This is a genomic window from Pantoea sp. LS15 (genome assembly GCF_012241585.1).
Classification (GTDB): domain Bacteria; phylum Pseudomonadota; class Gammaproteobacteria; order Enterobacterales; family Enterobacteriaceae; genus Enterobacter.
Genome location: NZ_JAAVXA010000001.1, coordinates 423517 through 448795, shown reverse-complemented (window position 1 = coordinate 448795; position 25279 = coordinate 423517). Strand labels below are relative to the sequence as shown.

Sequence of the window (25279 nt, the reverse complement as noted above, 5' to 3'; positions counted from 1 at the left end):
CATGAGCCAAAGTGCTGAGAAAATTCAAAACTGTCATCCGCTGTTTGAACAGGATGCGTACCAGATGCTGTTTAAAGATAAACGGCAACTGGAAGAGGCCCACGATCCGGTGCGCGTGCAGGAGGTCTTTCAATGGACCACCACCGCAGAGTATGAAGCGCTTAACTTTCAACGCGAAGCGCTGACCATCGATCCGGCCAAAGCCTGCCAGCCGCTGGGCGCGGTACTGTGCTCGCTGGGCTTTGCCAATACCCTGCCGTATGTTCACGGCTCCCAGGGGTGCGTGGCCTATTTCCGCACCTATTTTAACCGTCACTTTAAAGAGCCGATTGCCTGTGTTTCCGACTCGATGACGGAAGATGCGGCAGTATTCGGCGGCAACAACAACCTGAACACAGGGTTGCAGAACGCCAGCGCTCTTTACAAGCCGGAAATCATTGCCGTCTCCACCACCTGTATGGCGGAGGTCATCGGCGACGATCTGCAGGCGTTTATTGCTAACGCCAAAAAAGACGGCTTTATCGACGCGGCGATCCCGGTGCCTTACGCGCACACGCCAAGCTTTATCGGCAGCCATATCACCGGCTGGGACAATATGTTCGAGGGCTTTGCCCGTACCTTTACCGCCGATTACAGCGGGCAACCGGGCAAGTTACCGCGTATCAACCTGGTCAGCGGATTTGAAACCTATCTCGGCAATTTCCGCGTGCTGAAACGCATGATGGAGCAAATGGAAGTGCCGTGCAGCCTGCTTTCCGATCCCTCCGAAGTGCTGGATAACCCGGCTGACGGGCATTATCACATGTATGCCGGCGGTACGACCCAGCAGGAGATGCGCGAAGCGCCTGACGCTATCGACACCCTGCTGCTGCAACCCTGGCAACTGGTGAAAACCAAAAAAGTGGTGCAGGAAAGCTGGAACCAGCCCGCGACCGAGGTGCAAATCCCGATGGGACTGGCCGGAACCGACGAACTGCTGATGGCGGTAAGCCAGTTAACCGGCAAAGCCATTCCGGATAGCTTAGCGCTGGAGCGCGGTCGGCTGGTGGACATGATGCTCGACTCCCACACCTGGCTGCACGGCAAGAAATTTGGCCTGTTCGGCGACCCGGATTTTGTCATGGGGCTGACCCGCTTCCTGCTGGAACTGGGCTGCGAACCGACGGTGATTCTGTGCCATAACGGCACCAAGCGCTGGCAGAAAGCGATGAAGAAAATGCTTGAAGCCTCGCCGTACGGGAAAGAGAGCGAAGTCTTTATCAACTGCGATCTGTGGCATTTCCGCTCGCTGATGTTTACCCGTCAGCCGGACTTTATGATCGGTAACTCCTACGCCAAGTTTATCCAGCGCGATACGCTGGCGAAGGGTGAACAGTTTGAAGTGCCGCTGATCCGCCTTGGGTTCCCACTGTTCGATCGCCACCATCTGCACCGCCAGACCACCTGGGGTTACGAAGGGGCCATAAGTATCCTCACCACGCTGGTTAATGCGGTGCTGGAGAAAGTCGACAGAGAGACCATCAAGCTCGGCAAAACCGACTACAGCTTCGATCTTATCCGTTAACCATCACAGCCCCGCCTTGCGCGGGGCTCAGGGAGGCACTATGCCGGTCGTTACTATTCGCCAGCGCGGCGCGGATCTCTACTGCTATATCGCCAAACAGGATCTGGAAGCGAAAATTCTGGACGTTGAGCACGACACCCCGGAACGCTGGGGCGGTGCGATTTCTCTTGAGGGCGGTCGCCGCTATTACGTCAATCTGCAACCCGGACGACCCTCATTTCCCATTAGCCTGCGCGCCACCCGCGACGCCCTGGTATAAGGAGATGCGCAATGTCCGACAACGATACTCTTTTCTGGCGGATGCTGGCGCTGTTCCAGGCGCTGCCGGAACTGCAACCCGCGCAAATCATGGCGTGGCTGACCGGCGACTGCGATGAGGCGCTGACGCCAGAGCTGCTGGCCTCGCTGGATCAACGCCATCTGGAGCAGCGCTTTCCTCATGAGGACGCATTAATGTCCGCCGGGCGCTGGGCGCGGGTGAAAGCGTGCCTGAAAGGCGATCTGCCCGCCCATTTGCGCGTGATCGACCACGCGGCGCGTCGCCCGCAGTTGATTGCCGCCTTCTGCTCGCAGGATGGGTTGGCAATTAACGGCCATTTCGGCCAGGGGCGGCTGTTTTTTATTTATGCCTTTGATGACCAGGGCGGCTGGCTGTATGACTTACGCCGTTACGCCGCCAGCCCGCAGGACAAAGAACCTAACGAGAGCCGCGCGCAACTGCTCGGCGATTGCCATCTGCTGTTCTGCGAAGCGATTGGCGGCCCCGCCGCTGCCCGCCTGATCCGCCACAATATCCATCCGATGAAAGTCGCCCCCGGCCAGACCATCACCTCGCAGTGCGACGCCATCAAAACGCTCCTCAACGGGCAGTTGCCGCCGTGGCTGGCAAAACGCCTTGAGCGCGCCAACCCGCTGGAAGAACGGGTGTTCTGAATTCATCCCCTTCGGGGGATTTTTTTGCGTGAACATTGCGCCAATTGTCTGCATTGTTGCAAAACCGACACTTTTTTTCTCTTAAAAATCAATCACTCATTACTGGCTCGCGAATTGCACCTTCTGCTACAACCCAACCAGATGATGAGGTGATGATGAAGGGGAACGAGATCCTGGCTTTGCTCGATGAACCTGCCTGCGAGCACAACCATAAACAGAAATCCGGCTGCAGCGCGCCAAAACCCGGCGCAACGGCGGGCGGCTGCGCCTTTGACGGTGCGCAGATCACCCTGCTGCCACTCTCCGATGTTGCTCACCTGGTGCACGGCCCCATTGGTTGTACCGGTAGCTCATGGGATAACCGTGGCAGCTTCAGTTCCGGCCCGACGATCAACCGGCTGGGTTTTACCACCGATCTGAGCGAACAGGATGTGATCATGGGGCGCGGCGAGCGCCGCCTGTTCCATGCCGTGCGCCATATCGTCAACCGCTACCATCCGGCCGCCGTCTTTATCTATAACACCTGCGTTCCCGCGATGGAGGGCGACGATATCGAAGCCGTCTGCCAGGCGGCAGAAACCGCCACCGGTGTACCGGTGATTGCCGTTGATGTCGCCGGATTTTACGGCAGCAAAAATCTCGGTAACCGGCTGGCCGGTGAAGTGATGGTGAAAAAGGTGATTGGCGGGCGTGAACCCGCGCCGTGGCCGGAAGATACCCCTTTTGCCCCAGCGCACCGCCACGATATCGGGCTGATTGGCGAATTCAATATTGCCGGGGAGTTCTGGCACATTCAGCCGCTGCTCGATGAACTGGGTATTCGCGTGCTCGGCAGCCTCTCCGGCGACGGGCGCTTCAGTGAAATCCAGACGCTGCACCGGGCGCAGGTCAATATGCTGGTCTGCTCCAGAGCGCTGATCAACGTTGCCCGCTCGCTGGAGCAACGCTACGGCACGCCGTGGTTTGAAGGCAGTTTTTATGGCGTACGCGCCACCTCTGACGCCCTGCGCCAACTGGCGGCGCTGACCGGAGATCGCGATCTGATGCAGCGCACCGAACAGCTCATTGCCCGCGAAGAACAGCAAACAGAACAGGCGCTGGCCCCGCTGCGCGAGCGCCTGCGCGGGCGCAAAGCGCTGCTCTACACCGGCGGCGTGAAATCCTGGTCGGTGGTCTCGGCGCTTCAGGATCTGGGCATGGAAGTGGTGGCGACCGGCACGCGCAAATCCACCGAAGAGGATAAACAGCGTATCCGTGAACTGATGGGTGCCGACGCGCTGATGCTTGATGAAGGCAACGCCCGCTCGCTGCTGGACGTGGTTTACCGCTACCAGGCGGACATGATGATCGCCGGGGGACGCAATATGTACACCGCCTACAAAGCGCGGCTGCCGTTCCTTGATATCAATCAGGAGCGCGAGCACGCCTTTGCTGGCTACCGGGGCATTGTCACGCTGGCCGAACAGCTTTGCCTGACCATGGAGAGCCCGGTCTGGCCGCAAACCCACTCCCGTGCACCGTGGCAATAAGGAGCCCGCAATGGCAGAAATTATCCGTAGTAAAAAGCCGCTGGCCGTCAGCCCGGTAAAAAGCGGCCAGCCGCTGGGCGCGATTCTGGCGAGCATGGGCTTTGAACAGAGCATTCCGCTGGTTCATGGCGCTCAGGGGTGCAGCGCCTTCGCGAAGGTCTTTTTTATCCAGCATTTTCATGATCCGATCCCGCTGCAATCGACGGCAATGGACCCGACATCCACCATTATGGGTGCCGATGAGAACATCTTTACCGCGCTGAATGTGCTGTGCTCACGCAACAACCCGAAAGCGATTGTTCTGCTGAGCACCGGCCTTTCCGAGGCGCAGGGCAGCGATATTTCGCGCGTGGTGCGCCAGTTCCGCGATGAATTCCCGCGCCATAAAGGGGTGGCGCTGCTGACCGTTAACACACCGGATTTTTACGGTAGCCTGGAAAACGGCTACAGCGCGGTGCTGGAGAGCATGGTTGAACAATGGGTGCCGGAAAAACCGCAGCCGGGCGTGCGCAATCGCCGCGTGAACCTGCTGCTCAGCCATTTGCTGACGCCGGGCGACGTCGAGTTGTTGCGCAGCTATGTCGAGGCATTTGGCCTGCAACCGGTGATTGTGCCGGATCTCTCCCAATCGCTGGATGGCCATCTCGCCAGCGGGGATTTCTCGCCGATTACCCAGGGCGGCAGCAGCCTGCGGCTGATTGAACAGATGGGACAGAGCCTCGGCACCTTCGCCATTGGCGTTTCCCTCTCCCGCGCCGCACAGTTGCTGGCGCAGCGCAGCCATGCAGAGGTCGTCACGTTGCCGCACCTGATGACCATGAGCCAGTGCGATACGTTTATTCACCAACTGAAGCGCCTCTCCGGGCGCGATGTGCCAGCGTGGATCGAGCGCCAGCGCGGGCAATTGCAGGATGCGATGATCGATTGTCATATGTGGTTGCAGGGCGCGCCTGTCGCGCTGGCCGCCGAGGGCGATCTGCTCGCCGCCTGGTGCGATTTCGCCCGCGATATGGGCATGGTTCCCGGCCCGGTGGTGGCACCGGTGAGCCAGAAAGGGTTGCAGGATCTGCCGGTTGAAAAAGTGATCATCGGCGATCTGGAGGATATGCAGGATCTGTTGTGCGATACGCCTGCATCGCTGCTGGTGTCCAATTCTCATGCCGTTGATTTGGCCAGCCAGTTCAACATTCCGCTGGTGCGCGCCGGTTTCCCCCTGTTTGACCGTCTGGGCGAATTTCGCCGCGTGCGCCAGGGTTACGCCGGGATGCGCGACACCTTGTTTGAGCTGGCGAATGCGCTGCGCGATCGCCACCATCATCTTGCCGCCTATCACTCGCCGCTGCGCCAGCGTTTTTACGAACCCGCATCTTCGGGAGGTGACTATGCAACATGTTAGCCGACAATTCAGCACCATCTGCGACAGTGAATGGTCGATGAGAGTGGCCTTTGCCAGTTCCGATTACCACCATGTCGATCAGCATTTCGGCGCGACACCGCGGCTGGTGGTGTACGGCGTCAAAGAGGATGACGTCACCCTGCTGCGGGTGGTGGATTTCTCGGTACTGCCCGGCCATCAGCAGGAGAAACTGACCAGCCGGATTAACGCGCTGGAGGATTGCGTAACGCTCTACTGCGTGGCGATCGGCGAGGCGGTGTTTCGCCAGCTTTTGCAGGTTGGCGTGCGCGCGGTGCGCGTTCCGGCAGAGACGACGATTGTCGGGCTGTTGCAGGAAATCCAACACTACTGGTACGACAAAGAGCAGCGAAGAAGCGCGCGCAGCCGCAATCCCGATCGCTTTGCCGGGCTGCTGGCGGAAGATGAGTGGCAGGAAGAGGATGAGCGCTGATGCCTTTTCTGTGTCAGCTCTGTGACAAAGCCAACATAAAACTGCGACATAGTTCGCGGTTTTATGTCAGGCATCAAAATCATCTCATTGAAATATAACGATTTCATCTTCTGGTACTGCTTTTGCTTCAACGATATTACCCGCTGTTGATTGACGCGGTGTAATGCGCTCCGGCGCGTTCCGTCATACATACTGGGAGCCAAAAGCATGTGGAATTACTCCGAGAAAGTGAAAGATCATTTTTTTAATCCCCGTAACGCCCGGGTGGTGGAAAACGCCAACGCCGTGGGTGATGTGGGATCGTTAAGCTGTGGCGATGCGTTACGGCTGATGCTGCGAGTGGATCCGCAAGATGAAACCATTCTTGAGGCCGGGTTTCAGACCTTTGGCTGCGGCAGCGCGATTGCCTCTTCTTCCGCCTTAACGGAACTGATTATCGGCCGCACGCTGGCGCAGGCCGAACAGGTCACTAACCAACAGATTGCCGATTATCTTGACGGCTTACCACCGCAAAAAATGCACTGCTCGGTTATGGGCCAGGAAGCTCTACGCGCTGCCATCGCCAACTACCGTGGCGAAACGCTGGAAGATGACCACGAAGAAGGCGCGCTGATTTGTAAGTGCTTTGGCGTGGATGAAGGACAGATTCGCCGCGCGGTGCTGAATAACGGGCTGACCACGCTGGAAGAGGTGATCAACTACACCAAAGCGGGCGGCGGCTGTACTTCGTGCCATGAAAAAATCGAACTGGCGCTGGCCGATATTCTTGCGCAGCACCCGCAGGTCGCCGCGCCGGTTGCGACAAGCAAAGATCCGCACTGGCAGGAAGTGGTTGATGCCATCACCGAACTGCGCCCGCATATTCAGGCCGATGGCGGCGATATGGCGCTGCTCAGCGTGGCAAATCACAAAGTCACGGTCAGCCTCTCCGGCAGTTGTAGCGGCTGCATGATGACCGACATGACGCTCGCCTGGTTACAGCAAAAACTGATGGAACGCACCGGCTGTTTTATGGAAGTCGTGGCCGCTGAAGCCGCAGCGTATTAACAGAGGGGGAAGAAGATGAAACAGGTTTATCTGGATAACAACGCCACTACGCGAATCGATCCGATGGTGCTGGAAGCGATGATGCCCTTTCTGACCGAGCATTATGGCAACCCCTCTTCGATTCATGATTTCGGCACACCTTCCCGTGTGGCTCTTGAGCGCGCGCACCAGCAGGTTGCCACCCTGCTTGGCGCCGATCATGCCAGCGAGATTATTTTCACCTCCTGCGCGACCGAAGCCACGTCAACCGCGCTGCATGCCTGCGTGGAATTGATGCCGGAGCGCCGGGAAATCATCACCTCCGCGGTGGAGCACCCGGCCACGCTCGCCGTTTGCGAACACCTGGAGCGCCAGGGTTACCTGATCCACCGCATTGGTGTGAATAGCGACGGCGCGCTGGATATGGAGCAGTACCACCAGGCGCTCAGTTCTCGGGTGGCGGTGGTCAGCGTGATGTGGGCGAACAATGAAACCGGCGTGCTGTTTCCGGTGATTGAAATGGCGGCCATGGCGCAGGAGTACGGCGCGCTGTTCCACTGCGATGCGGTACAGGTGGTCGGCAAAATTCCGCTGGATATTGGCCGCACGCAGATCGATATGCTCTCCTGCTCGGCGCACAAACTGCACGGGCCGAAAGGTGTCGGCTGCCTCTATCTGCGGCGCGGAACGCGTTTTCGTCCGCTGCTGCGCGGCGGCCATCAGGAGCGCGGACGCCGCGCAGGGACGGAAAATATCGCCGGGATCGTCGGCATGGGCACAGCCTGCGAACTGGCGCAGATCCATCTGCCGGGTGCCTCCTCGCTGGCGCAACTGCGCGATCGACTGCAGGAAGGGCTTATCGCGCAGGTGCCTTCCGTGATGGTGATGGGCGGCAACCAGCCACGCGTACCGGGCACCACCAATCTGGCGTTTGAGTTTATCGAAGGGGAAGCCATTTTATTGCTGCTGAACCAGGCGGGCATTGCAGCGTCGAGCGGCAGCGCCTGTACCTCCGGTTCGCTGGAACCTTCGCATGTTATGCGGGCGATGAACATTCCTTACACCGCCGCGCACGGCAGTATTCGTTTCTCGCTGTCGCGCTACACGCGTGAAAAAGAGATCGACTATGTGATCGATACCCTGCCAACGATTATTGCCCGCCTGCGGATGCTCTCGCCCTACTGGCAGGAGGGAAAACCCGGGGCGGCGGAATCGGCATTTGCGCCGTTATACGGCTAAGGCGGCGAGCATGAATGTGCTTATCAACGACACCACCCTGCGCGACGGCGAACAGAGCCCGGGCGTCGCGTTTCTCGCCAGCGAGAAAATCGCCATCGCCGAGGCGCTGTTTGCGGCGGGCATTACCGCGCTTGAAGTCGGCACGCCCGCGATGGGTGACGAAGAGCGCCAGCGCATTTTGCAGGTGCGCCAGCATTTGCCCACCGCAACGCTGATGTCCTGGTGCCGGATGAACCGCGACGAGATCCGCCAGAGCGCGGATCTCGGGATGGATTGGGTGGATATCTCCCTGCCCGCTTCAGATAAGCTGCGCCAGTATAAGCTTCGCGAACCGCTGACGCAGTTGCTCGATAAACTGGGCGCGCTGATTGCACAAGCGCGGACGCTGGGCATGCAGGTTTGTGTCGGCTGTGAAGATGCCTCGCGCGCCAGCGATCAGACGCTGAACCAGATTGCCGATATCGCCCGCGAAGCGGGCGCTAAACGGCTGCGTTTCGCCGACACCCTCGGCCTGCTCGATCCCTTTACCACCACCACCCGCATTCAGGCGCTTGGCGAATACTGGCCGGGCGAAATCGAAATGCACGCGCACAACGATTTGGGGCTGGCGACCGCCAATACGCTGGCGGCGGTTCGCGCCGGAGCCACCAGCGTCAACACAACCGTGCTCGGGCTGGGCGAACGCGCAGGCAATGCCGCGCTGGAAACCGTTGCGCTGAGCCTGAGCCGCTGCCTGCAACGGGATTGCGGCGTTGATTTTACGCGCCTGCCGTCCCTGTGCCAGACCGTGGCCGACGCGACACAACGGGCCATTGACCCGCAGCAACCGCTGGTCGGTGCGCAGGTGTTCACCCATGAATCCGGCGTTCATGTCGCCGCGCTGCTGCGCGATCGCGAAAGCTATCAGGCGATTGATCCGGCGCTGATGGGGCGAGAATACCGGCTCGTGCTGGGCAAACACTCCGGTCGCCAGGCGGTGGATGGCGTCTTCGCCCGCATGGGGTATCACCTCGATACTCTGCAAATCGATCTGCTGCTGCCGGCGATCCGCCGCTTTGCCGAGCGCTGGAAACGCACGCCGAAAGAGGATGAGCTGGTGGCACTTTACGATGCGCTGTGCGGGGAATCTGCACACTTTGCGAGGGGCTGACGATGGAGTGGTTTTATCAAATCCCCGGCGTGGATGAGCTCGATACCGCCGAGTCCTTTTTTGAATTCTTTAGCGTGCCGTATGACCCACGGGTGCTGCGCCACTGCTGTTTGCCGGTGCTGCGGGAGTTTCACCAGCGGCTGCGGCAAAACGTACCGCTACGCAATATGCTTGAAGAGGCGCCCCGCGCCCCGTGGCTGCTGGCGCGCCGGTTGCTGACGGAGAGCTATCGGCACTACCTTCCGGAGCGTACCTCATGAGACAAAAATTCGATTTTGGCGAAGAGGTGCGCGTTACCCGCGCCATTCGCAATGACGGCACCATGCGCGGCTTTGCGCGCGGCGACCTGTTGGTTCGTCGCGGCAGTACCGGTTTTGTCCGCGAATGGGGCACGATTTTGATGGATCAGATTATCTATCAGGTACATTTTCTCGATGATGATTTGGTGGTTGGCTGCCGCGAGCAGGAGCTGCTGCCGCTTTCCGTGCCGTGGCACGCCGGGCAGTTTCAGTATGGCGATCGGGTTGCCTGCCGCCACGCGCTGTCGGTAAATGGCGAAGTGGTGATCGCCGCCGGAGAGCATGGCCGTATTGAAGGAACAGACCAGGGCGAAGGCGGAGAGAGTTACACCGTCACGTTTTCCGGGCGCTGGTTCCAGGTTCCCGCCAGCGCCATGATCCTGCTGGAGGCCGACGCATGACACCGTGGCAACGCTTCGCCCGGCGGCGGCTGGCGGTAACGCGCTGGCAGTGCGAACCGGAACACATTCCTGCCGATCAGCAAACCGCATTCGACGACGCTTTCGCCCGCCAGTGCCAACTGGAACAGGCGGTGGTAGAGGTTACTGCCGGTGACCCCCTGCCGGATAGCGTGTTGCAGAGTGTCGCAACCTCGCTGGCAAGCTGGCTGGATGAGGGGCATTTTTCTGCTGATGAGCGGCAGATGGTGATCCGCCATCATGCCCGCATGGAGTGGCAGTTCGCCGAGATTGCCGGGCGCGCCCCGCTGCCGGACGACTTGCAAGTGCTGGCCTGGTATCAACAACATCAGGCGCAGTTTATGCGCCCGCCGCAGCGGCTGACATCTCACCTGCTGCTGACGGTCGATAACGACGATGCCGCAGTGCAGCGCCAGATCCACCGTTTTCATCAGGATATTAGCGTCTCGCGCCAGCACTTTGCCCGGCTGACGCAGCGCTACTCCCACTGCCCCAGCGCGCTGGAAGGCGGACGTCTGGGCTGGATAAGCCAGGGGTTGCTCTATCCCGAACTCGACGCCGCGCTGTTTGCGCTGGCGGAAAATGGCCTCAGCGCGCCTATCGAAACCCGCCTCGGCTGGCATCTGTTATGGTGCGAAGCGATCCGTGACGCTGCGCCGATGCCGCAGGCGGAAGCGCTGGAAAAAGCACGAAGCTATTTGGTTCGTAAAAACCAGCAGCAGTACCAACGCCAGTGGCTGGCAGCGTTAACCCGCAGCGTGATGGCAGATTAATTTCACCTTTAGTACAGCAATGCCGGATGGTGATGATGTTTATCCGGCCTGTCCCCTGTTAGTACCCGCGCAAGCCGGATAAGGTGCAGCCGCCATCCGGCGCTCACCGTTCATCGTTATCGTTGCCGGATGGCGCTAACGCTTATCAGATCTACCTGGCGAACCGGTGATGTTGCCGGGTAAAGCGCGTTACCCGGCTATATCACTTACAAAAATATCGGTTTAAGCGTTTCCAGCCAGGCATCCAGGCGCTCGTCGGTCAGGTCATACTGATTGTCCTGATCGATCACTAAGCCGACAAATTTATCCGCTTCCAGCGCCGATGAAGCATTGAATTCATAACCTTCATTCGGCCAGTGGCCGACAATCTGTGCGCCGCTGTTTTTCAGCGCCTCATACAGCGGGCGCAGGCCGCTGACGAAGTTATCCGGGTAGCCTACCTGGTCGCCAAGGCCAAACAGCGCCACGGTTTTACCGCTCAGGCTGTTGCTATCAAGCTGAGCGACAAACTCTCCCCATGACGCTTCCTCACAGCCCGCATCCAGCCCCGGCAGTTGCCCGTCGCCAAGCGTCGGCGTTCCCAGCAGCAGAACCGGATAAGAGAGAAAGGTGTCGAGATCGGTACGGTTGATATTCACCGGCGCATCGGCCGCCGCACCCAGTTTTTGGTGGATCATTTTGGCAATCTTGCGGGTTTTGCCCGTATCGGTACCGAAAAAAATTCCAATGTTAGCCATCGCGTGCTCCTGTGAGAAAAAGTGTGAATCCGCCCTGAACAGGCGGTTATCACCGGAGATATTGCGAAGGCTGTGCCAGTTTTTTTGCCGTGCAATAACTGCACCGTATTGGTCAGTCCTGCACCAGAGCGGCGCTTTTTTATCCACCCGTTTATACGGCGCCGCGCACAGCCAGAGGGCAAAAGGGTAAAAATCGGCGGCAAACAGGGATCTGGATCAATCTTACGGCGAGTAACAAGGGTCAAAGGCGCACCCTTTGCATGGTTAATAGGCGTCCGTTTATGTTCGGACGAAAGTCGACAGGTGGCACAAATTGTCATAACTGCGACATTCCCATGTTGACCACAGGAGTTTGTGATGACCCTGAATATGATGATGGACGCCGCCGCGCCCGCCGAGATCGCCGGGGCGCTCTCACAACAGCATCCCGGGTTGTTTTTCACCATGGTTGAACAGGCTCCCGTCGCGATTTCACTGACCGATGCCGATGCCCACATTCTCTACGCCAACCCCGCGTTTTGCCGCCAGTCGGGGTATGAACTGGAAGAGTTGTTGCAGCAAAACCCGCGCCTGCTTGCCAGTAAGCAGACCCCGCGTGAAATCTACCAGGATATGTGGCACACCCTGCTGCAACACCGTCCGTGGCGCGGACAACTGATCAACCGTCGCCGCGACGGCAGCCTGTTTCTGGTGGAAATCGACATCACCCCACTGTTTAATGCGTTCGGCAAACTCGAACATTACCTGGCCATGCAGCGCGACATCAGCACCAGCTACGCGCTGGAACAACGGCTGCGCAATCATATGACGCTGACCGAAGCCGTCTTGAATAACATTCCGGCGGCGGTTGTGGTGGTGGATGAACGCGATCGGGTGGTGATGGATAACCTCGCCTACAAAACCTTTTGCGCCGATTGCGGCGGTAAAGAGCTGCTCACCGAACTTAATTTTTCCGCCCATAAGGCGGAGCTGGCGCAGGGCCTGGTGCTGCCGGTAGCGCTGCGCGGCACCGTGCGCTGGTTGTCCGTCACTTGCTGGGCACTGCCGGGCGTCAGTGAAGAAGCGGGCCGCTACTTTATTGATAGCGCCGTGCCGCGCACGCTGGTGGTGATCACCGACAATACCCAGCAGCAGCAACAACAGGAACAGGGGCGCCTTGATCGTCTGAAGCAGCAGATAACCAGCGGTAAATTGCTGGCGGCGATCCGCGAATCGCTGGACGCCGCGCTGGTGCAACTCAATTGCCCGATCAATATGCTGGCCGCCGCGCGTCGTTTAAATGGCGACGATCACAGCAATCTGGCGCTGGATGCCGCCTGGCGTGAAGGTGAAGAAGCGATGGCGCGGCTGCAACGCTGTCGTCCGTCGCTAGAGCTGGAAAGCCCGGCGGTCTGGCCGCTCCAGCCGTTCCTTGACGATCTGCGCGCCCTGTATCACACCCGCTATAACCAGGGCGAAAACCTGCAAATTGAGCTGGAATCCCCCGATCTGGTGGGCTTTGGCCAGCGAACACAACTGCTTGCCTGCCTGAGCCTGTGGCTCGACAGAACGCTGGATATTGCCGCTGAGCTACGTGATTTCACGGTTCAGACTCAGCTTTACGCCCGCGAAGAGAGCGGCTGGCTGTCGTTCTATTTAAATGACAATGTGCCGCTGATTCAGGTGCGCTATACCCATTCTCCCGATGCACTCAATGCGCCCGGTAAAGGCATGGAACTGCGGCTGATCCAGACGCTGGTCGCCCACCATCGCGGCGCAATAGAACTGACCTCCCGTCCTCAGGGAGGCACCTGCCTGACCCTGCGTTTCCCGTTATTTCATTCACTGACCGGAGGCTCACTATGACTCAGCGAACCGAGTCGGGTACAACCGTCTGGCGCTTTGACCTCTCCCAGCAGTTTACCGCCATGCAGCGTATCAGCGTGGTGTTAAGCCGGGCGACAGAGGTCGGGCAGACGCTACAGGAAGTGCTGTGTGTGCTGCACAACGATGCTTTTATGCAGCACGGGATGATCTGTCTGTACGACAGCCAGCAAGCGATCCTTAACATTGAAGCCTTGCAAGAGGCCGATCAGCAGCTTATTCCCGGCAGTTCGCAGATTCGCTATCGTCCGGGTGAAGGGCTGGTAGGCACGGTGCTGTCGCAGGGACAATCGCTGGTGCTGCCCTGTGTCTCCGACGATCAGCGTTTTCTCGATCGCCTTGGCTTGTATGATTACAGCCTGCCATTTATCGCCGTGCCGCTGATGGGACCAAACTCACAGCCTATCGGCGTGCTGGCCGCCCAGCCAATGGCCCGCTACGAGGAACGCCTGCCCGCCTGCACGCGTTTTCTCGAAACTGTCGCCAATCTGGTGGCGCAAACTGTCCGCCTGATGACGCCGCCCAGCGTCGCGCCTTCACCCCGTGCTGCTGCCGCGCAGATCGCCAGCCAGCGCGGGTGTGCGCCGTCGCGAGCGTTTGGCTTTGAAAACATGGTCGGTAAAAGCGCGGCCATGCGCCAGACGCTGGAAATTATTCGCCAGGTCTCGCGCTGGGACACCACCGTGCTGGTGCGTGGCGAAAGCGGAACCGGTAAAGAACTGATAGCCAATGCTATCCACCACAATTCACCGCGCGCCGCTGCGCCGTTCGTCAAATTCAACTGCGCGGCGCTGCCCGATACGCTGCTGGAGAGTGAACTCTTCGGCCATGAAAAAGGAGCGTTTACCGGTGCGGTGCGTCAGCGCAAAGGTCGCTTCGAACTGGCGGACGGCGGTACGCTATTTCTTGATGAGATCGGCGAAAGTAGCGCCTCGTTTCAGGCGAAATTGCTGCGTATCTTGCAGGAAGGCGAAATGGAACGCGTCGGCGGCGACGAAACGCTGCAGGTGAATGTACGGATCATTGCCGCCACCAACCGCAATCTGGAAGAGGAAGTGCGGCTGGGGAATTTTCGCGAAGATCTCTACTACCGCCTCAATGTGATGCCGATCTCCCTGCCCCCGCTCCGCGAGCGCCAGGAGGACATTGCCGAGCTGGCGCATTTTCTGGTGCGCAAAATCGCGCAAAACCAGAACCGCACGCTGCGCATCAGCGATGGCGCGATCCGGTTGTTGATGAGCTATAGCTGGCCTGGAAACGTGCGTGAACTGGAAAACTGCCTTGAGCGATCGGCGGTGATGTCGGAAAGCGGACTCATCGATCGCGACGTGATTTTGTTTCACCACAGGGAAAATCTGCCAAAACCGCCGCAGCCCAGCGCACCGCGCGAAGAGAGCTGGCTCGATCAGAACCTCGATGAGCGACAAAGATTGATCGCAGCACTGGAGAAAGCCGGTTGGGTACAGGCAAAAGCCGCACGCCTGCTGGGAATGACCCCGCGCCAGGTGGCCTATCGTATTCAGACGATGGATATTACCATGCCGAGAATGTAGCGCAGGTTTTTGTGACATTCGGCACATTGTCAGCCAAACGCCACAAACTCGACAAACAGATGACGACACGGTGAATTTAAAACATTAATTTTCAGCAAGTTACAGTAAAGATAAGCGGTACAGGTTTTGCAGCAGGAGGTTATGACCACACAACCAAGGTACGCCCATGACTTCCTGCTTATCCGCCGCTGGCGGTTCACGCTGTCACACCGGGCAGCGCGAACCTTTATCTGATGTCGTTGCCGGTAAGGTGGCGTCGCACCCCTGCTACTCGCAAAACGGTCATCACCGCTATGCCCGTATGCATCTGCCGGTCGCGCCTGCCTGTAACCTGCAATGTAACTATTGCAACCGCAAATTTGATTGCAGTAATGAATCACGCCCCGGCGTCTCGTCATCTCTGCTGACGCCGGAACAGGCAGTAGCCAAAGTGCGCCATGTGGCTGCGGCGATCCCGCAATTGTCCGTGGTTGGTATCGCCGGGCCTGGCGACCCGCTGGCCAATATTCAACGCACATTCACCACCCTGGAAATGGTGCGCGAACAGCTCCCCGACCTGAAACTTTGCCTCTCAACCAACGGGCTGATGTTACCGGATGCGGTAGAGCGGCTGGTGAATGTTGGCGTTGACCATGTCACGGTGACGATCAATACGCTGGATGCCGATATCGCGGCGCAAATTTACGCCTGGCTGTGGCTCGACGGTGAACGCTACAGCGGGCGTGAAGCCGGTGAGATTCTGATTGCCCGCCAGCTTGAAGGCGTGCGTCGCCTGACGGCGAAAGGCGTGCTGGTGAAGATCAACTCGGTATTGATCCCCGGCATCAACGATGGCGTCCTCAGCGAGGTCAGCCGTGAACTGCGCGCCAGCGGCGCCTTTATTCACAATATTATGCCGCTGATCGCCCGCCCGGAGCACGGTACGGTGTTCGGCCTGAACGGCCAGCCGGAGCCGGATGCGCAGATGGTAGCCCAAGTGCGCGAGCGTTGCGGCGAGGTGATGCCGCAGATGACGCACTGCCAGCAGTGCCGCGCTGACGCGATTGGCATGCTCGGTGAAGATCGCAGCCAGCAGTTTGCCCTGACGCCGGTTGACGAGTCGCCGCAGCCGTGGTTGCCAACGCTTTACCGCCGGGCTCAGTTGCATGCCAGCATTGCCACGCGCGGCGAATCGGAAGAGCCAGATGCCTGCCTGGTGGCGGTCGCCTCGACGCGCGGCGATGCGATTGATTGCCACTTTGGTCATGCCGATCGCTTTCGCATTTACAGCCTGTCGGCAGCGGGCGCGGTGCTGGTGAACGAGCGTTTTACGCCGAAATTTTGTCAGGGAAGCGACAATTGTGAACCGCAGGACAGCGAGGCGCGGATGGCCGCAGTTCTCGATCTGCTGGCCGATGTGAAAGCAGTATTTTGCGCCCGTATCGGCTACGCGCCGTGGCAAAAGCTGGAAGCGCGCGGCATTCAACCCTGTGTCGATCACGCCTGGCAGCCAGTTAACGAGGCGCTGACCGGCTGGTGGCAGCAGTGGCGAAAAAATGCGCAGCCCGATCCTGCGTCACGGGGGGTGGCATGATGCCTGTTCACGACTGGCTGCGGCGTTTGCTGTGGCTCTATGCACACGGCGAAGGCTGTTATCCGCTGATGATGGGCTTGCGGGCAGCCGAATGGGACGCCCTGCAGGCACAATTCGATCCCCCTACGCAGCCGATGCCCGCCGATTGTTTACTGCGGCAAAAGCTGATGAGCGAGCTTAATGCCACCCGCAGCGACGAACAGCAACAACTGGCGCAGTGGCTGGCGGGATATATGGCGCCGGGTGCGGCACCGATGCACAACATTATCGCCAGTGTTTCGCTGGCGTTTAATCATCTGTGGCAGGATTTGGGGTTAAGTTCGCGTCAGGAGTTACGCGAATTAATGAGCGACTGTTTTCCTCTGCTGGTAGAAATGAACAGTGAAAATATGCGCTGGAAAAAGTTTTTTTATCGTCAGCGCTGCCTGCATTCCGCTGGCGAGCTTATTTGCCGTTCCCCAAGTTGCGACGCCTGCTACGAACGCGAATTCTGTTTTTCCGATTCCTGAAATAATGTGATCCGATTTTACCTTAATCCGGAAATGTCCATAAGAAGCGGATTTTCTGTTAGTTCATGAAGTTATTTTGAAGTGAATCGATCTACATATTGGGAAAAGTTATTTAAAACAAATAGATATAGTGTATTCATCTTATAAACTTGATACTCACCCAACATAAGTTAAATACACAACAGCACCCAATAACTTCATCTTAGATAGCTGCTTCTCCACAAATCAACATGTTTCCTTTCTGAAGGATTTAGTCACTCAACGTGATCCAACAAGCCAGTTCATTTACGCCCTCAGCGCCTGTCTCGTGTTTGTTCTGCCTCTCATCTTTCAAAGCATGGGATGAAAATGGGTAAAAACGACAGCTTGCATTTCCGTTATCTGGCTGCTTCAGGCAGAACGGTTCAGTCAGTCTTCGCTGCGGTATGCTGAAGCTGGTCATGTTCCGGTAGATTTTCTCGATAATGACTTCTGAACGCTCTGCTATATTATCGATGTAAACCCTGACATTCGGGAGAATCTATTCGGATGTACGCTCGACGCGTTTTATTTTATCCATACCCAGACTGGAGAAAATGATTCAGGATCCCCAACACTGTGAATGAAGATTTAAATGACAAAGATGTCATTAGCCTGTCATGCAGCAAACAGAAGCCATTCGATAAAATTAGTGCAACTTATCAGGAAGGCTGGATTGCCTCATCAACACCTGGCATCAGAGTACGCCAGGAAATGAATATCCTGCCCTCTCCCGGAGAAATAATGTTTCAGTGATGGAACTGAAGACACCGATTGTACTTCCCCGGACATCCTTAATTTAGAAATGGAGAGTTATCATGAAAAATATCGGATTAGCATCTTTGCTGGGCTTTGGTTTAATTTCTTCGGCTTGGGCCACTGAAACCGTGAATATCCATGAGCGCGTCAACAATGCGCAAGCTCCTGCTCACCAGATGCAGTCTGCCGCGGCTCCTGTCGGGATCCAGGGTACTGTTCCTCGTATGACCGGTATGGACCAGCATGAACAGGCCATTATTGCTCATGAAACCATGACGAACGGATCGGCGGATGCGCACCAGAAAATGGTGGAAAGTCATCAGAAGATGATGGGAAATAACACTGTATCCATGACCATCTCGTCAACGTCTTTCGCAGCGATGGATGAGCATAAAAGAGCAGCGGTTGCCCATGAATTCATGAATAACGGTCAGTCCGGCCCACATGAGGCCATGGCCGAAGCGCATCGCCGCATGATCAATGCTGGCTGAATGCGATTGTAATATCCATGCTTTTACCCTTTCCTAGCTTCGGTAAGCATAATTTTACACCACTCCCGGGCACGGGAGCCTGTTAAACATTGAATAATTAAAACCCGATTTCGTTCACTAAAACACCTGTCTGCCCGGCGGTTACCGGGCAGCAGCAACCAAATATTAATCTTCGCTTGTCATGCACTCGACTTCAGTTCATTTGCGGGAACAGTATTGAAAGGCAGCGGCCCTAACTGCATCACGCTTCCCGCCTGCTCGCCTAGCTGTTGCCACTGGCGTTTCATCGCGCTCAGCCTCAGTGCCAGATACCCTTTTGAACTCTGCTGCAGGTCGGCCAGCGTTTGCTGGTAGTTATCAGCAACGGTCTGCCATCCGTTGACCAGCAACTTAGCGGCATCAATGGCAGACTGAGAAAGTCTTTCACTGGCCGTCAACTGGTTATAAACCGTGTCAAAAACAGCCACCTCCAATTCAAGCCCGACGAGATTGGTCAACGTTGTGCTGTACTCTTTTTGCGCTTTGACGATATCGGCAGAACTTATGGTCATCGCCAGCGTTCCGCCCGCGACCAGGGTAATACCCGCAGCCAGAAGCGTCTGTGTTGCCCCACCGGTTTCGATAATTGTTGTGGCCGCAATGACAATCATGCCAATCCCTATAATGTCGCTCACCGCTCCCGCCGAAATCTGCACAATATCTGCATCCATCTGTTTATTCAGATCGTTTAGCTTCTGCCGGAGTGCCGATATTTCCCCTTTATCACCGGTAATTTGCGTCTGCACGGTTTCTTTAGCCGCTTTAAATGTGCTCTGACTGCTGTTGATCCCATTCACATAAACCTGGACGTTATCGACAAACACTCCCGTGGAAGTGACGTTTTTCTGAGCAAGAGAAAGCAGTTGCTGGATGCCCTGCTGGATATAAGGAAGCTGGCTTTTATCCCCCATGTCATATTTTTGTGCCGCCGGAAGAAGTGCATCGACATAAGCCCCCACCTGATTCGAAAAATTACGCACATTCACCAGAGAAGAGATAGCCGCCGGATTAATCGAGGACAACCATTCCTGCGCCTGATCGCGCGCAATAGCCTGCTGTGCAGGAAGATCAGGTAAAATATCTAAATGAATGTTGGGTTGACATAATACAGTGCTCGCATAAGTCTGTTGAGCAATCGATGAAGCACCGATGCCCTGAATACCTGTCATTAAGGCATTGGTTGATGATGATTCAGTATCATTTTTCGCAGCTGCAATGGCTTGCATGATCATAATGAAAACCTCAAAGTCGTTAATTGGTTTTGGCTTACTGCAATTGCTCAACGGTGCGCATCACTTCCTGCCAGTTCGCCTGCACGGCATTAACGGAGACTATAAGAAAATCCGCAGTCACCTGTTGTTGAGTGACCTCCGAGAGCTCGGCCGTCACGGTTTGCCAACCATATTGAAGAGATTGTGTCAGGCCACACAAAATAGCGGTTCCTTTGGTCAATGCGTTCAGTGCATCACTGGTGGCACCAAGTTGTCCTATTTCCTGATAAAGCATTCCCGTTTCCTGTTGCGCCTGCGCAATTGCCCGCTCCGTGCTTTGCACATAGCCTGTCAATTCCATAATCGCGGCGCCAATCCCAAGAGTAAAAATACCGATGATAATTTCCATCCTCTTTTTACTTTCAAGCTCAGCATTCAGCGCATTCAGCTGAGCGTTAAGAGCCTCTAACCTTGCCTGATCGGCAGCTAATAACTGTTGCGCCCTTTGCTGATCGGCTAGCAAGTTCCTTGAGTCCGTCGTAATGTCATTATTAAAGGAAATAATAACCTGATTGAAATCATTCAGAGAGGCGGATAGCGGCGCGCTGTCGGCGAGTAACTGCTTAATTTGCCCCTGAGCTTTTGTGAGATATTCCTGTCCGTCAGGACCATTTAATTCAGAACGGATGTTGGCAACCGTAGAATCCAGCTCACCTCCAAACTTGATAACCTCGGAATACAACGAATCCATTTTGACCACAATGTCAGACAGATAATAATTCGCGTGATTGCGGACGGAAAAGATATTTTCATTCAGATCGGAGATCTGCGGATCGTTAATGGGCGGAAGCTGTTCTAATTGTTGTGCGACCTGCATCATCTGTTGACGCACATTTTGTTGAGCCGTTAATGCCTGAGTAAAGCTGACTTTCAATGCTGGCATACTCTGAACCTTAGACACGGGTCACTTATTGGCATCATCGTGAAACGATGCGTCCGGTTTGTCTGTTGAAACAATCAGACCCTCACGGGTCTGATTGATGATTGATGAACGCTATGCAGCAGCCAGCCGTGCAAACGTCGCCGTTGGGTTAGGCAACAGGATCCCACTGCTGGTGACCGATGCGTTGCTGACCGGTAAAGAACCATAATCCAATAGCTTACGGGCATGATTGCCAACATCATCCCAGTCCGCTTTCGCCGCATTGAGTTGTGCGATCAGGAAATAGCCTAAATCTGGGGTCGCACTGGTCAGCGCCGACTGGAAGACAATAAAGTCCTGTTCAAGCGTCTGCCAACCTGCCAGTAAAGAACCCGCGGCCTGAACCGCAGCGGATGCCTGGCCCGAAAGGTTCTGAACAATCGTATTCACGTTTTTGGTGGCAGAATACTGTTGTTGTAGTTTTGTTTTGGTCGTAATGGCCGTGCTGAGCGCACTGGTTTGCTTGGCATAGTCAACCCCCCCTGCAATGGCAACACCAGCACCGGCCCCGACGACCACCAATCCACCGACAATCAGTGCGGTACTGACACCTGCGGTCGCAATTTCCGCCAGTGCCCCCACGGCAATCATTAATCCTCCTACCACTGCGGCGGTTGAACCCGCTGCAATCATAGTTAAGTCCTTACTCATGGCGGAATTAATAGCGTCGATTTGTTTTCCCAGAGCGGCAATTTGTCCGTCTTTACCGGCTAATGCCGCTTCTGCCGTAGTAAAATCACTGGCGAAATTGCGGGCATCTTCGGCAAGCGTGGTCTGGAAACCGCCCACTGAATTAACCACGGTATGCGTAGCGTTTTGTTTTTGAGCGACCAGCGCCTGAAGTTGCTGAACACCCAGTTTAAAAGTATTAATTGATGCTGTGTCCGAAGGGTTTTGCTGTATTTTTACCGCCAGCTTAACCAAAGGATCATAGTAGGAATCAAAATTGTTAGAGAAGCTTACAATATCCGTATTGGTTGAGATCATTTGCGGCTGTATGACATCACGCCAGGATGTGGCATGGTCTCTTGCCTTTGCCTGATGTTCCGGTAGATCGGGTAATATATCCGGTAGAGAGAGATCGGCCTGTGTTAAAATGGTGCCGACATAGTTTTGAATAATCACGGCAGCCGTGGTTGAGGCATCAGCGCTCGCTTTCATGTTATTACTGTTAATCGACGGATTGGTGCCAGCCTGTAGAATATGATTTAGCATTATTAAATACCCCTTCTGTTACTAAGATCGGAGTGGACTCTTTAAATATAAAACATATTGTCCGTGAGCAATCAGGTCATTTCAAACCAAGGAAATCGTGCTTTAAATTCACGATTTCCTTCGATAAGTGGATTAAAACAAAATTAATAAAAACACTTATTTAAGAAAAGACCGTCAAGATCTGGAATGTTTTCCTAAATCACGCATTGACACAGTATTAATTGAAAATTCAGATTCTGGTGATTCCGACAATATGTGGTGCACCCTGCAAAGGCTGGAAGATTTCAACAATAGACTCCCACACCACCAAAGCAGGCGGAATTGAAGCAAGGCACTTGAAGCGATAATTTGTCCCGGCCACTAACTGCGTTGAGACGGCCTGCGGCTCATACGTTACACCAACAAATCCCGCCATGGCTTCTTTAAATACCTGCCAATCTTTTTCGGTCAACGTATGGTAAGCGGTCCAGCCACCAACAATAGTCTCTTGATTCGACATGATATTGCCTCGATATTAGTCATCCTACTCATTTGGCTTTTCGGAGTTCGCCCCATCTATTTTGAAATGGTTTCTGGGATCCATTTATTTCCATACGGATTTGTCAACAAAACCCCCGCCAACTTCAATCTGGCAGAAGCTGCTTATGATATATTTTATATTTTGCCCAGTGCAATAACTGGCAATCAGAACGTTCTTAAATATGGGTGGTGCAATCACTTCCCGCAACTGACTTTAATAATACGGAATTTCATTTTGCCACACCATGAATTACATAGTGAAATACACCACTTAATGACGAAAACAAAGCATCAATAACAAACACAACCAATTTAACCAGAGAAAAATCTCAAGTGGTTAATTATTATCAGAATAAATGTCATCTCATTCAAAATTAGACAAAAAAATAGCTCTTGTTTTAAATTAACAATTAAGCAATCATTAATTGTTAATCTATTTATTAATTAAAACTTAATTGCTGAAATATTTTAAATTTTGATTTGTCGACATTTTTTTGGATTGAAATATAAAAACCGCAAAGTCACCTGCGGTTTTTTTTCTTCATAAGCCAAGGTCCGGCAGCCCTCGATGATCTGCAGCCAATGGAACAGGCGGTCCGATGCCTCTATCGGCAGGTTGTTAATGCAGGCGAAGCGCTTAGTCATCAACCCGTCAGGAATTGGATGATGACTTCCCTGCCCTTGACTGGCTGCGTGCGGTTACGCCACTGACGACAGCCAACCGGCCTTCATGCGCGAATGGGAGCTCGTTTATCGGATGTACTGTAATTGTGTGAGCGCGTACCGGTTTCGTTAAGATCAATAACTGGCAGGATGCTACGTTACCGGCGTAAAAAAGATCTGAGAACGCTAAATATTACGTGCTGAGATCTCCGCTTTTGTTAATCTGTATAGCTCATCCTGTAGCTTATTAAGAGCATTGTTTTCTGCTCGCAGCATTTTGCCATTGTTTTGCAATATTAAGTCGTTAAAAGAACCTGCCCCTGCGAAAATAGACCTGATGCTTAACAAGGCCTGATCATAGTCAGAATCAAGATTCTCGCGAAAGTAAATGAGTTTCTTCGACCAAACACTTTCATTACATGAAACTAGTAATTCAATGATTTCATTAAGTAACACATGAATATCTGATTTCATTTCAATCCCCCAAAATTAACCGTCTCCACGCCTGGAATATTCCAAGGCGCTGGGATTACTACCTGCTCAGTACCTCCCGGGAAAATATCAGACTGGTAGCCAACTTCGCCGACATAAACCTTCGACCCTGCAGGAATTTTTATCTCAAAAAACTATCGATCACGGATTCCGAGCCGTCAGGCCATTTTGGTAATACAGCCTTATCGACACGCGTTTGTAGTACCCCTAAAGGTCGTTCGTAACTGAAAAATCGGCCCAAATCAGTGCCACTTTGACCACCTCTAAAAAATGTGGTGTCTTGGGTCAATGTTATTTCCTTGTAAACTCCACTTGAGAATGTTTCGGCAAAACGCTCACTCAATGGTCCGGGCTTTATCATCGAGTATTCCCCCTCGACTTTTCCCAGAACATGGAGATTGTTAAGCTCACTCGCCGCCCCCAGCCTGCCCAGGCCAAGACCCGCAGCAACAGAAGTACCAGCAATAATCAACCCCTTATTATCCATAACCTGATTGTAGCCCGCTGGCGCATCGCCACCGAGCTGCTGCGCGGTCTGACGGAATCCCGCGATATTGCCGTGATAGATCCCGCCCGCAGCCAGTAGCCGACCTGCAGTTTTGCTGTTGATAGTTTTTGCGGCCTGAGCATGTTGCACCGGCGCCACCGGGCGAGCGTGATATCCCGGGCGTTTCAACTGCCGAGACTGGAGGTGGTTGAGCCGGGTTTGAAGGAACAGAGGCAGGTCATTGCGAAGGTCACCGGATGCCGTCAGCACACCCGAAATGGGATGGCCAATTATGTCTTTTCTTAGAAGAACGAGCTTGCCGGATTTGATGTCGTCAAGCGTGTCACGGTACGCCATCCACGGATACTGCCAGTGGAAAGGCTGATAGCGGCTGACAAATCGGGTGTAGCCCTGCGGTAAATTCCACTCCTGGATGATACGGTTTGGCAGTGCAGTATCTGCGAGGTCTACTGCCGCCGTGCCCGGGTGAATAATGTGAGGAATGTCCTCAAGGTAGATGTCGTCCAGTGACATGATCTGACTGTGATGAAGCATGGTGCCCCTTTTACGCTACCGTTATGCGCCTATTGTTGCTCATTCTGGACACCTGTCAAATACCCTAAAATGCATTCTGTAACCGCAGAAACGAAGGTTATTGGGTTAACATCGCAATCATTTACCGATATTGTTCTCCATAAAAAGGAATACCTCTAATTCGCGAAAATGACGAGTTAGACGTTTTGAAGCACAAACTCTACAAGCAACTTGACCACGCAATCGGCTTGCTAAAAACAGGTGATTTATCCAAATGCTTAAAGTTTTAACCCGTCGCCTGCAACACTGTAAGGAGGTGGCCGCCAGCGTGAGCAATGCCACCACGACACAACTGCAGCAGCTCAAGACGCAGCTGGCCGAAGAAATGGGTAAATCCCCAGGACTACATACCATGGGCATTCCGGCGGCGATCAGTACTCTCGGGGTGATTGTCAGTTTCGCTATTCCTCAGCTGTGGCTGGGGTATGGCGTACTCGCCGTACTCGGCCAGCCAGCCGAACGCGTATTCGTGTGGGTTGTGCTGATCGCCCTGCTGTTCGCCGGCATAAACGGCGTGACCATGTTTATGATTGGCAAAGGCAGCATGCGCGCTGTGCGTTTACATCTTACGCTGGCAGTAATAAGCCTGGTGCTAACGGTAATCTATCTACTGGCCACGCTGAGCGGTAGCACTTCTCCAGGCGTCAGTCTGACTGCAGCGCTAGTGAGCATTGTGATGTTACTGCTTAGCGGCAGCTCTATTCTTTCCACCGCCTTTTACAAGATGCTGCTGTTTACTCTGCATAACAGAGCCTGGCGCAAGCTTATCAGCCAGACACGCTAAACGTTCATCTC

Annotated in this window: 27 protein-coding genes and 1 pseudogene; 20 read left to right on the top strand and 8 right to left on the bottom strand. The window is 55.0% G+C overall.

Going from position 1 to position 25279, the window contains the following annotated elements; translation table 11 throughout:
* Position 1: 1 nt before the first annotated feature.
* The 12 genes from nifK to nifM all read left to right on the top strand — a co-directional run bounded on the left by nifK (position 2) and on the right by nifM (position 10779).
* A complete protein-coding gene (gene nifK, locus HED65_RS02115; RefSeq protein ID WP_114977220.1) occupies positions 2-1564 on the top strand; it encodes a nitrogenase molybdenum-iron protein subunit beta in 1563 nt (520 codons plus the stop codon).
* A 40-nt stretch (positions 1565-1604) separates the two neighbouring features.
* Positions 1605-1823: a putative nitrogen fixation protein NifT gene (nifT, locus tag HED65_RS02110; protein ID WP_007374971.1), complete on the top strand. Its 219-nt coding sequence runs from the start codon at positions 1605-1607 to the stop codon at positions 1821-1823.
* 11 nt (positions 1824-1834) lie between these two features.
* On the top strand, positions 1835-2497 hold the full coding sequence (locus tag HED65_RS02105; protein ID WP_114977219.1) for a NifB/NifX family molybdenum-iron cluster-binding protein: 663 nt from the start codon (positions 1835-1837) through the stop codon (positions 2495-2497).
* A gap of 155 nt (positions 2498-2652) precedes the next feature.
* Complete coding sequence (nifE, locus tag HED65_RS02100) at positions 2653-4026, top strand: nitrogenase iron-molybdenum cofactor biosynthesis protein NifE (protein WP_065807234.1); 1374 nt, start codon at positions 2653-2655, stop codon at positions 4024-4026.
* A gap of 10 nt (positions 4027-4036) precedes the next feature.
* Positions 4037-5422 (top strand): nitrogenase iron-molybdenum cofactor biosynthesis protein NifN, encoded by a 1386-nt coding sequence (gene nifN / locus HED65_RS02095; protein WP_064566553.1) that lies wholly within the window; start codon positions 4037-4039, stop codon positions 5420-5422.
* Positions 5409-5873 carry a NifB/NifX family molybdenum-iron cluster-binding protein gene (locus HED65_RS02090; RefSeq protein ID WP_064566555.1) on the top strand — a complete coding sequence of 155 codons (465 nt, stop codon included), beginning with the start codon at positions 5409-5411 and terminating at the stop codon, positions 5871-5873. Before nifN ends, HED65_RS02090 begins: the two co-directional genes overlap by 14 nt.
* Before the next feature lie 207 nt (positions 5874-6080).
* On the top strand, positions 6081-6920 hold the full coding sequence (gene nifU, locus HED65_RS02085; RefSeq protein ID WP_114977218.1) for a Fe-S cluster assembly protein NifU: 840 nt from the start codon (positions 6081-6083) through the stop codon (positions 6918-6920).
* 15 nt (positions 6921-6935) lie between these two features.
* The gene (gene nifS / locus HED65_RS02080) at positions 6936-8138 is read left to right on the top strand and encodes a cysteine desulfurase NifS (RefSeq protein WP_114977217.1); all 1203 of its coding nucleotides are present in this window, start codon (positions 6936-6938) and stop codon (positions 8136-8138) included.
* Positions 8139-8148: 10 nt separating this feature from the next.
* Entirely contained in the window at positions 8149-9288 is a 1140-nt protein-coding gene (gene nifV / locus HED65_RS02075; protein ID WP_114977216.1) for a homocitrate synthase, read from the top strand.
* A 2-nt stretch (positions 9289-9290) separates the two neighbouring features.
* Positions 9291-9548 carry a nitrogenase-stabilizing/protective protein NifW gene (locus HED65_RS02070; RefSeq protein WP_114977215.1) on the top strand — a complete coding sequence of 86 codons (258 nt, stop codon included), beginning with the start codon at positions 9291-9293 and terminating at the stop codon, positions 9546-9548.
* A complete protein-coding gene (locus HED65_RS02065; protein ID WP_114977214.1) occupies positions 9545-9988 on the top strand; it encodes a nitrogen fixation protein NifZ in 444 nt (147 codons plus the stop codon). The genes HED65_RS02070 and HED65_RS02065 overlap by 4 nt, the downstream gene beginning before the upstream one ends.
* Entirely contained in the window at positions 9985-10779 is a 795-nt protein-coding gene (gene nifM, locus HED65_RS02060) for a nitrogen fixation protein NifM (protein ID WP_114977213.1), read from the top strand. Before HED65_RS02065 ends, nifM begins: the two co-directional genes overlap by 4 nt.
* A gap of 206 nt (positions 10780-10985) precedes the next feature.
* Here nifM and HED65_RS02055 read toward each other — a convergent pair whose 3' ends face one another.
* Entirely contained in the window at positions 10986-11516 is a 531-nt protein-coding gene (locus HED65_RS02055) for a flavodoxin (RefSeq protein ID WP_064566570.1), read from the bottom strand.
* A 357-nt stretch (positions 11517-11873) separates the two neighbouring features.
* Between HED65_RS02055 and nifL the strand changes: the two genes are divergently transcribed.
* The 7 genes from nifL to silE all read left to right on the top strand — a co-directional run bounded on the left by nifL (position 11874) and on the right by silE (position 18282).
* Positions 11874-13361, top strand: a complete 1488-nt coding sequence (gene nifL, locus HED65_RS02050; protein ID WP_065807227.1) for a nitrogen fixation negative regulator NifL — start codon at positions 11874-11876, stop codon at positions 13359-13361.
* Positions 13358-14932 carry a nif-specific transcriptional activator NifA gene (gene nifA / locus HED65_RS02045; protein WP_064566574.1) on the top strand — a complete coding sequence of 525 codons (1575 nt, stop codon included), beginning with the start codon at positions 13358-13360 and terminating at the stop codon, positions 14930-14932. Before nifL ends, nifA begins: the two co-directional genes overlap by 4 nt.
* A gap of 166 nt (positions 14933-15098) precedes the next feature.
* Positions 15099-16505, top strand: a complete 1407-nt coding sequence (gene nifB / locus HED65_RS02040) for a nitrogenase cofactor biosynthesis protein NifB (RefSeq protein WP_114977212.1) — start codon at positions 15099-15101, stop codon at positions 16503-16505.
* A complete protein-coding gene (locus HED65_RS02035; protein WP_411266770.1) occupies positions 16502-17014 on the top strand; it encodes a nitrogen fixation protein NifQ in 513 nt (170 codons plus the stop codon). Before nifB ends, HED65_RS02035 begins: the two co-directional genes overlap by 4 nt.
* 199 nt (positions 17015-17213) lie before the next feature.
* Complete coding sequence (locus tag HED65_RS23000) at positions 17214-17360, top strand: SidA/IucD/PvdA family monooxygenase (protein ID WP_114977460.1); 147 nt, start codon at positions 17214-17216, stop codon at positions 17358-17360.
* 251 nt (positions 17361-17611) lie between these two features.
* Complete coding sequence (locus tag HED65_RS02025; RefSeq protein ID WP_168112368.1) at positions 17612-17788, top strand: hypothetical protein; 177 nt, start codon at positions 17612-17614, stop codon at positions 17786-17788.
* Between the two features lie 62 nt (positions 17789-17850).
* On the top strand, positions 17851-18282 hold the full coding sequence (gene silE, locus HED65_RS02020) for a silver-binding protein SilE (protein ID WP_114977211.1): 432 nt from the start codon (positions 17851-17853) through the stop codon (positions 18280-18282).
* A 179-nt stretch (positions 18283-18461) separates the two neighbouring features.
* Here silE and HED65_RS02015 read toward each other — a convergent pair whose 3' ends face one another.
* The 7 genes and pseudogenes from HED65_RS02015 to HED65_RS01990 form a co-directional block, all read right to left on the bottom strand.
* Positions 18462-19553 (bottom strand): HBL/NHE enterotoxin family protein, encoded by a 1092-nt coding sequence (locus tag HED65_RS02015; protein WP_114977210.1) that lies wholly within the window; start codon positions 19551-19553, stop codon positions 18462-18464.
* A gap of 34 nt (positions 19554-19587) precedes the next feature.
* Entirely contained in the window at positions 19588-20475 is an 888-nt protein-coding gene (locus tag HED65_RS02010; RefSeq protein ID WP_114977209.1) for an HBL/NHE enterotoxin family protein, read from the bottom strand.
* Between the two features lie 111 nt (positions 20476-20586).
* Positions 20587-21729: an HBL/NHE enterotoxin family protein gene (locus tag HED65_RS02005; RefSeq protein ID WP_114977208.1), complete on the bottom strand. Its 1143-nt coding sequence runs from the start codon at positions 21727-21729 to the stop codon at positions 20587-20589.
* 229 nt (positions 21730-21958) lie between these two features.
* Entirely contained in the window at positions 21959-22228 is a 270-nt protein-coding gene (locus HED65_RS02000; protein ID WP_024908520.1) for a hypothetical protein, read from the bottom strand.
* Positions 22229-22789: 561 nt separating this feature from the next.
* A pseudogene (locus tag HED65_RS22995) lies at positions 22790-22905 on the bottom strand (DUF1348 domain-containing protein); the annotation flags it as partial.
* 192 nt (positions 22906-23097) lie between these two features.
* Positions 23098-23385: a DUF6966 domain-containing protein gene (locus HED65_RS01995; protein WP_114977207.1), complete on the bottom strand. Its 288-nt coding sequence runs from the start codon at positions 23383-23385 to the stop codon at positions 23098-23100.
* Positions 23386-23524: 139 nt separating this feature from the next.
* Positions 23525-24445 (bottom strand): hypothetical protein, encoded by a 921-nt coding sequence (locus tag HED65_RS01990; RefSeq protein WP_223256798.1) that lies wholly within the window; start codon positions 24443-24445, stop codon positions 23525-23527.
* A gap of 253 nt (positions 24446-24698) precedes the next feature.
* Between HED65_RS01990 and HED65_RS01985 the strand changes: the two genes are divergently transcribed.
* Positions 24699-25268: a hypothetical protein gene (locus HED65_RS01985; protein ID WP_114977206.1), complete on the top strand. Its 570-nt coding sequence runs from the start codon at positions 24699-24701 to the stop codon at positions 25266-25268.
* The last annotated feature ends 11 nt before the right edge of the window (positions 25269-25279 follow it).

What these genes read in the sequence shown, in the direction of transcription:
- nifK (WP_114977220.1), top strand. Translation starts at nt 2, where the DNA reads ATGAGCCAAAGTGCTGAGAAAATTCAAAACTGTCATCCGCTGTTTGAA.
- nifT (WP_007374971.1), top strand. Translation starts at nt 1,605, where the DNA reads ATGCCGGTCGTTACTATTCGCCAGCGCGGCGCGGATCTCTACTGCTAT.
- HED65_RS02105 (WP_114977219.1), top strand. Translation starts at nt 1,835, where the DNA reads ATGTCCGACAACGATACTCTTTTCTGGCGGATGCTGGCGCTGTTCCAG.
- nifE (WP_065807234.1), top strand. Translation starts at nt 2,653, where the DNA reads ATGAAGGGGAACGAGATCCTGGCTTTGCTCGATGAACCTGCCTGCGAG.
- nifN (WP_064566553.1), top strand. Translation starts at nt 4,037, where the DNA reads ATGGCAGAAATTATCCGTAGTAAAAAGCCGCTGGCCGTCAGCCCGGTA.
- HED65_RS02090 (WP_064566555.1), top strand. Translation starts at nt 5,409, where the DNA reads ATGCAACATGTTAGCCGACAATTCAGCACCATCTGCGACAGTGAATGG.
- nifU (WP_114977218.1), top strand. Translation starts at nt 6,081, where the DNA reads ATGTGGAATTACTCCGAGAAAGTGAAAGATCATTTTTTTAATCCCCGT.
- nifS (WP_114977217.1), top strand. Translation starts at nt 6,936, where the DNA reads ATGAAACAGGTTTATCTGGATAACAACGCCACTACGCGAATCGATCCG.
- nifV (WP_114977216.1), top strand. Translation starts at nt 8,149, where the DNA reads ATGAATGTGCTTATCAACGACACCACCCTGCGCGACGGCGAACAGAGC.
- HED65_RS02070 (WP_114977215.1), top strand. Translation starts at nt 9,291, where the DNA reads ATGGAGTGGTTTTATCAAATCCCCGGCGTGGATGAGCTCGATACCGCC.
- HED65_RS02065 (WP_114977214.1), top strand. Translation starts at nt 9,545, where the DNA reads ATGAGACAAAAATTCGATTTTGGCGAAGAGGTGCGCGTTACCCGCGCC.
- nifM (WP_114977213.1), top strand. Translation starts at nt 9,985, where the DNA reads ATGACACCGTGGCAACGCTTCGCCCGGCGGCGGCTGGCGGTAACGCGC.
- HED65_RS02055 (WP_064566570.1), bottom strand. Translation starts at nt 11,516, where the DNA reads ATGGCTAACATTGGAATTTTTTTCGGTACCGATACGGGCAAAACCCGC.
- nifL (WP_065807227.1), top strand. Translation starts at nt 11,874, where the DNA reads ATGACCCTGAATATGATGATGGACGCCGCCGCGCCCGCCGAGATCGCC.
- nifA (WP_064566574.1), top strand. Translation starts at nt 13,358, where the DNA reads ATGACTCAGCGAACCGAGTCGGGTACAACCGTCTGGCGCTTTGACCTC.
- nifB (WP_114977212.1), top strand. Translation starts at nt 15,099, where the DNA reads ATGACTTCCTGCTTATCCGCCGCTGGCGGTTCACGCTGTCACACCGGG.
- HED65_RS02035 (WP_411266770.1), top strand. Translation starts at nt 16,502, where the DNA reads ATGATGCCTGTTCACGACTGGCTGCGGCGTTTGCTGTGGCTCTATGCA.
- silE (WP_114977211.1), top strand. Translation starts at nt 17,851, where the DNA reads ATGAAAAATATCGGATTAGCATCTTTGCTGGGCTTTGGTTTAATTTCT.
- HED65_RS02015 (WP_114977210.1), bottom strand. Translation starts at nt 19,553, where the DNA reads ATGATCATGCAAGCCATTGCAGCTGCGAAAAATGATACTGAATCATCA.
- HED65_RS02010 (WP_114977209.1), bottom strand. Translation starts at nt 20,475, where the DNA reads ATGCCAGCATTGAAAGTCAGCTTTACTCAGGCATTAACGGCTCAACAA.
- HED65_RS02005 (WP_114977208.1), bottom strand. Translation starts at nt 21,729, where the DNA reads ATGCTAAATCATATTCTACAGGCTGGCACCAATCCGTCGATTAACAGT.
- HED65_RS02000 (WP_024908520.1), bottom strand. Translation starts at nt 22,228, where the DNA reads ATGTCGAATCAAGAGACTATTGTTGGTGGCTGGACCGCTTACCATACG.
- HED65_RS01995 (WP_114977207.1), bottom strand. Translation starts at nt 23,385, where the DNA reads ATGAAATCAGATATTCATGTGTTACTTAATGAAATCATTGAATTACTA.
- HED65_RS01990 (WP_223256798.1), bottom strand. Translation starts at nt 24,445, where the DNA reads ATGCTTCATCACAGTCAGATCATGTCACTGGACGACATCTACCTTGAG.
- HED65_RS01985 (WP_114977206.1), top strand. Translation starts at nt 24,699, where the DNA reads ATGCTTAAAGTTTTAACCCGTCGCCTGCAACACTGTAAGGAGGTGGCC.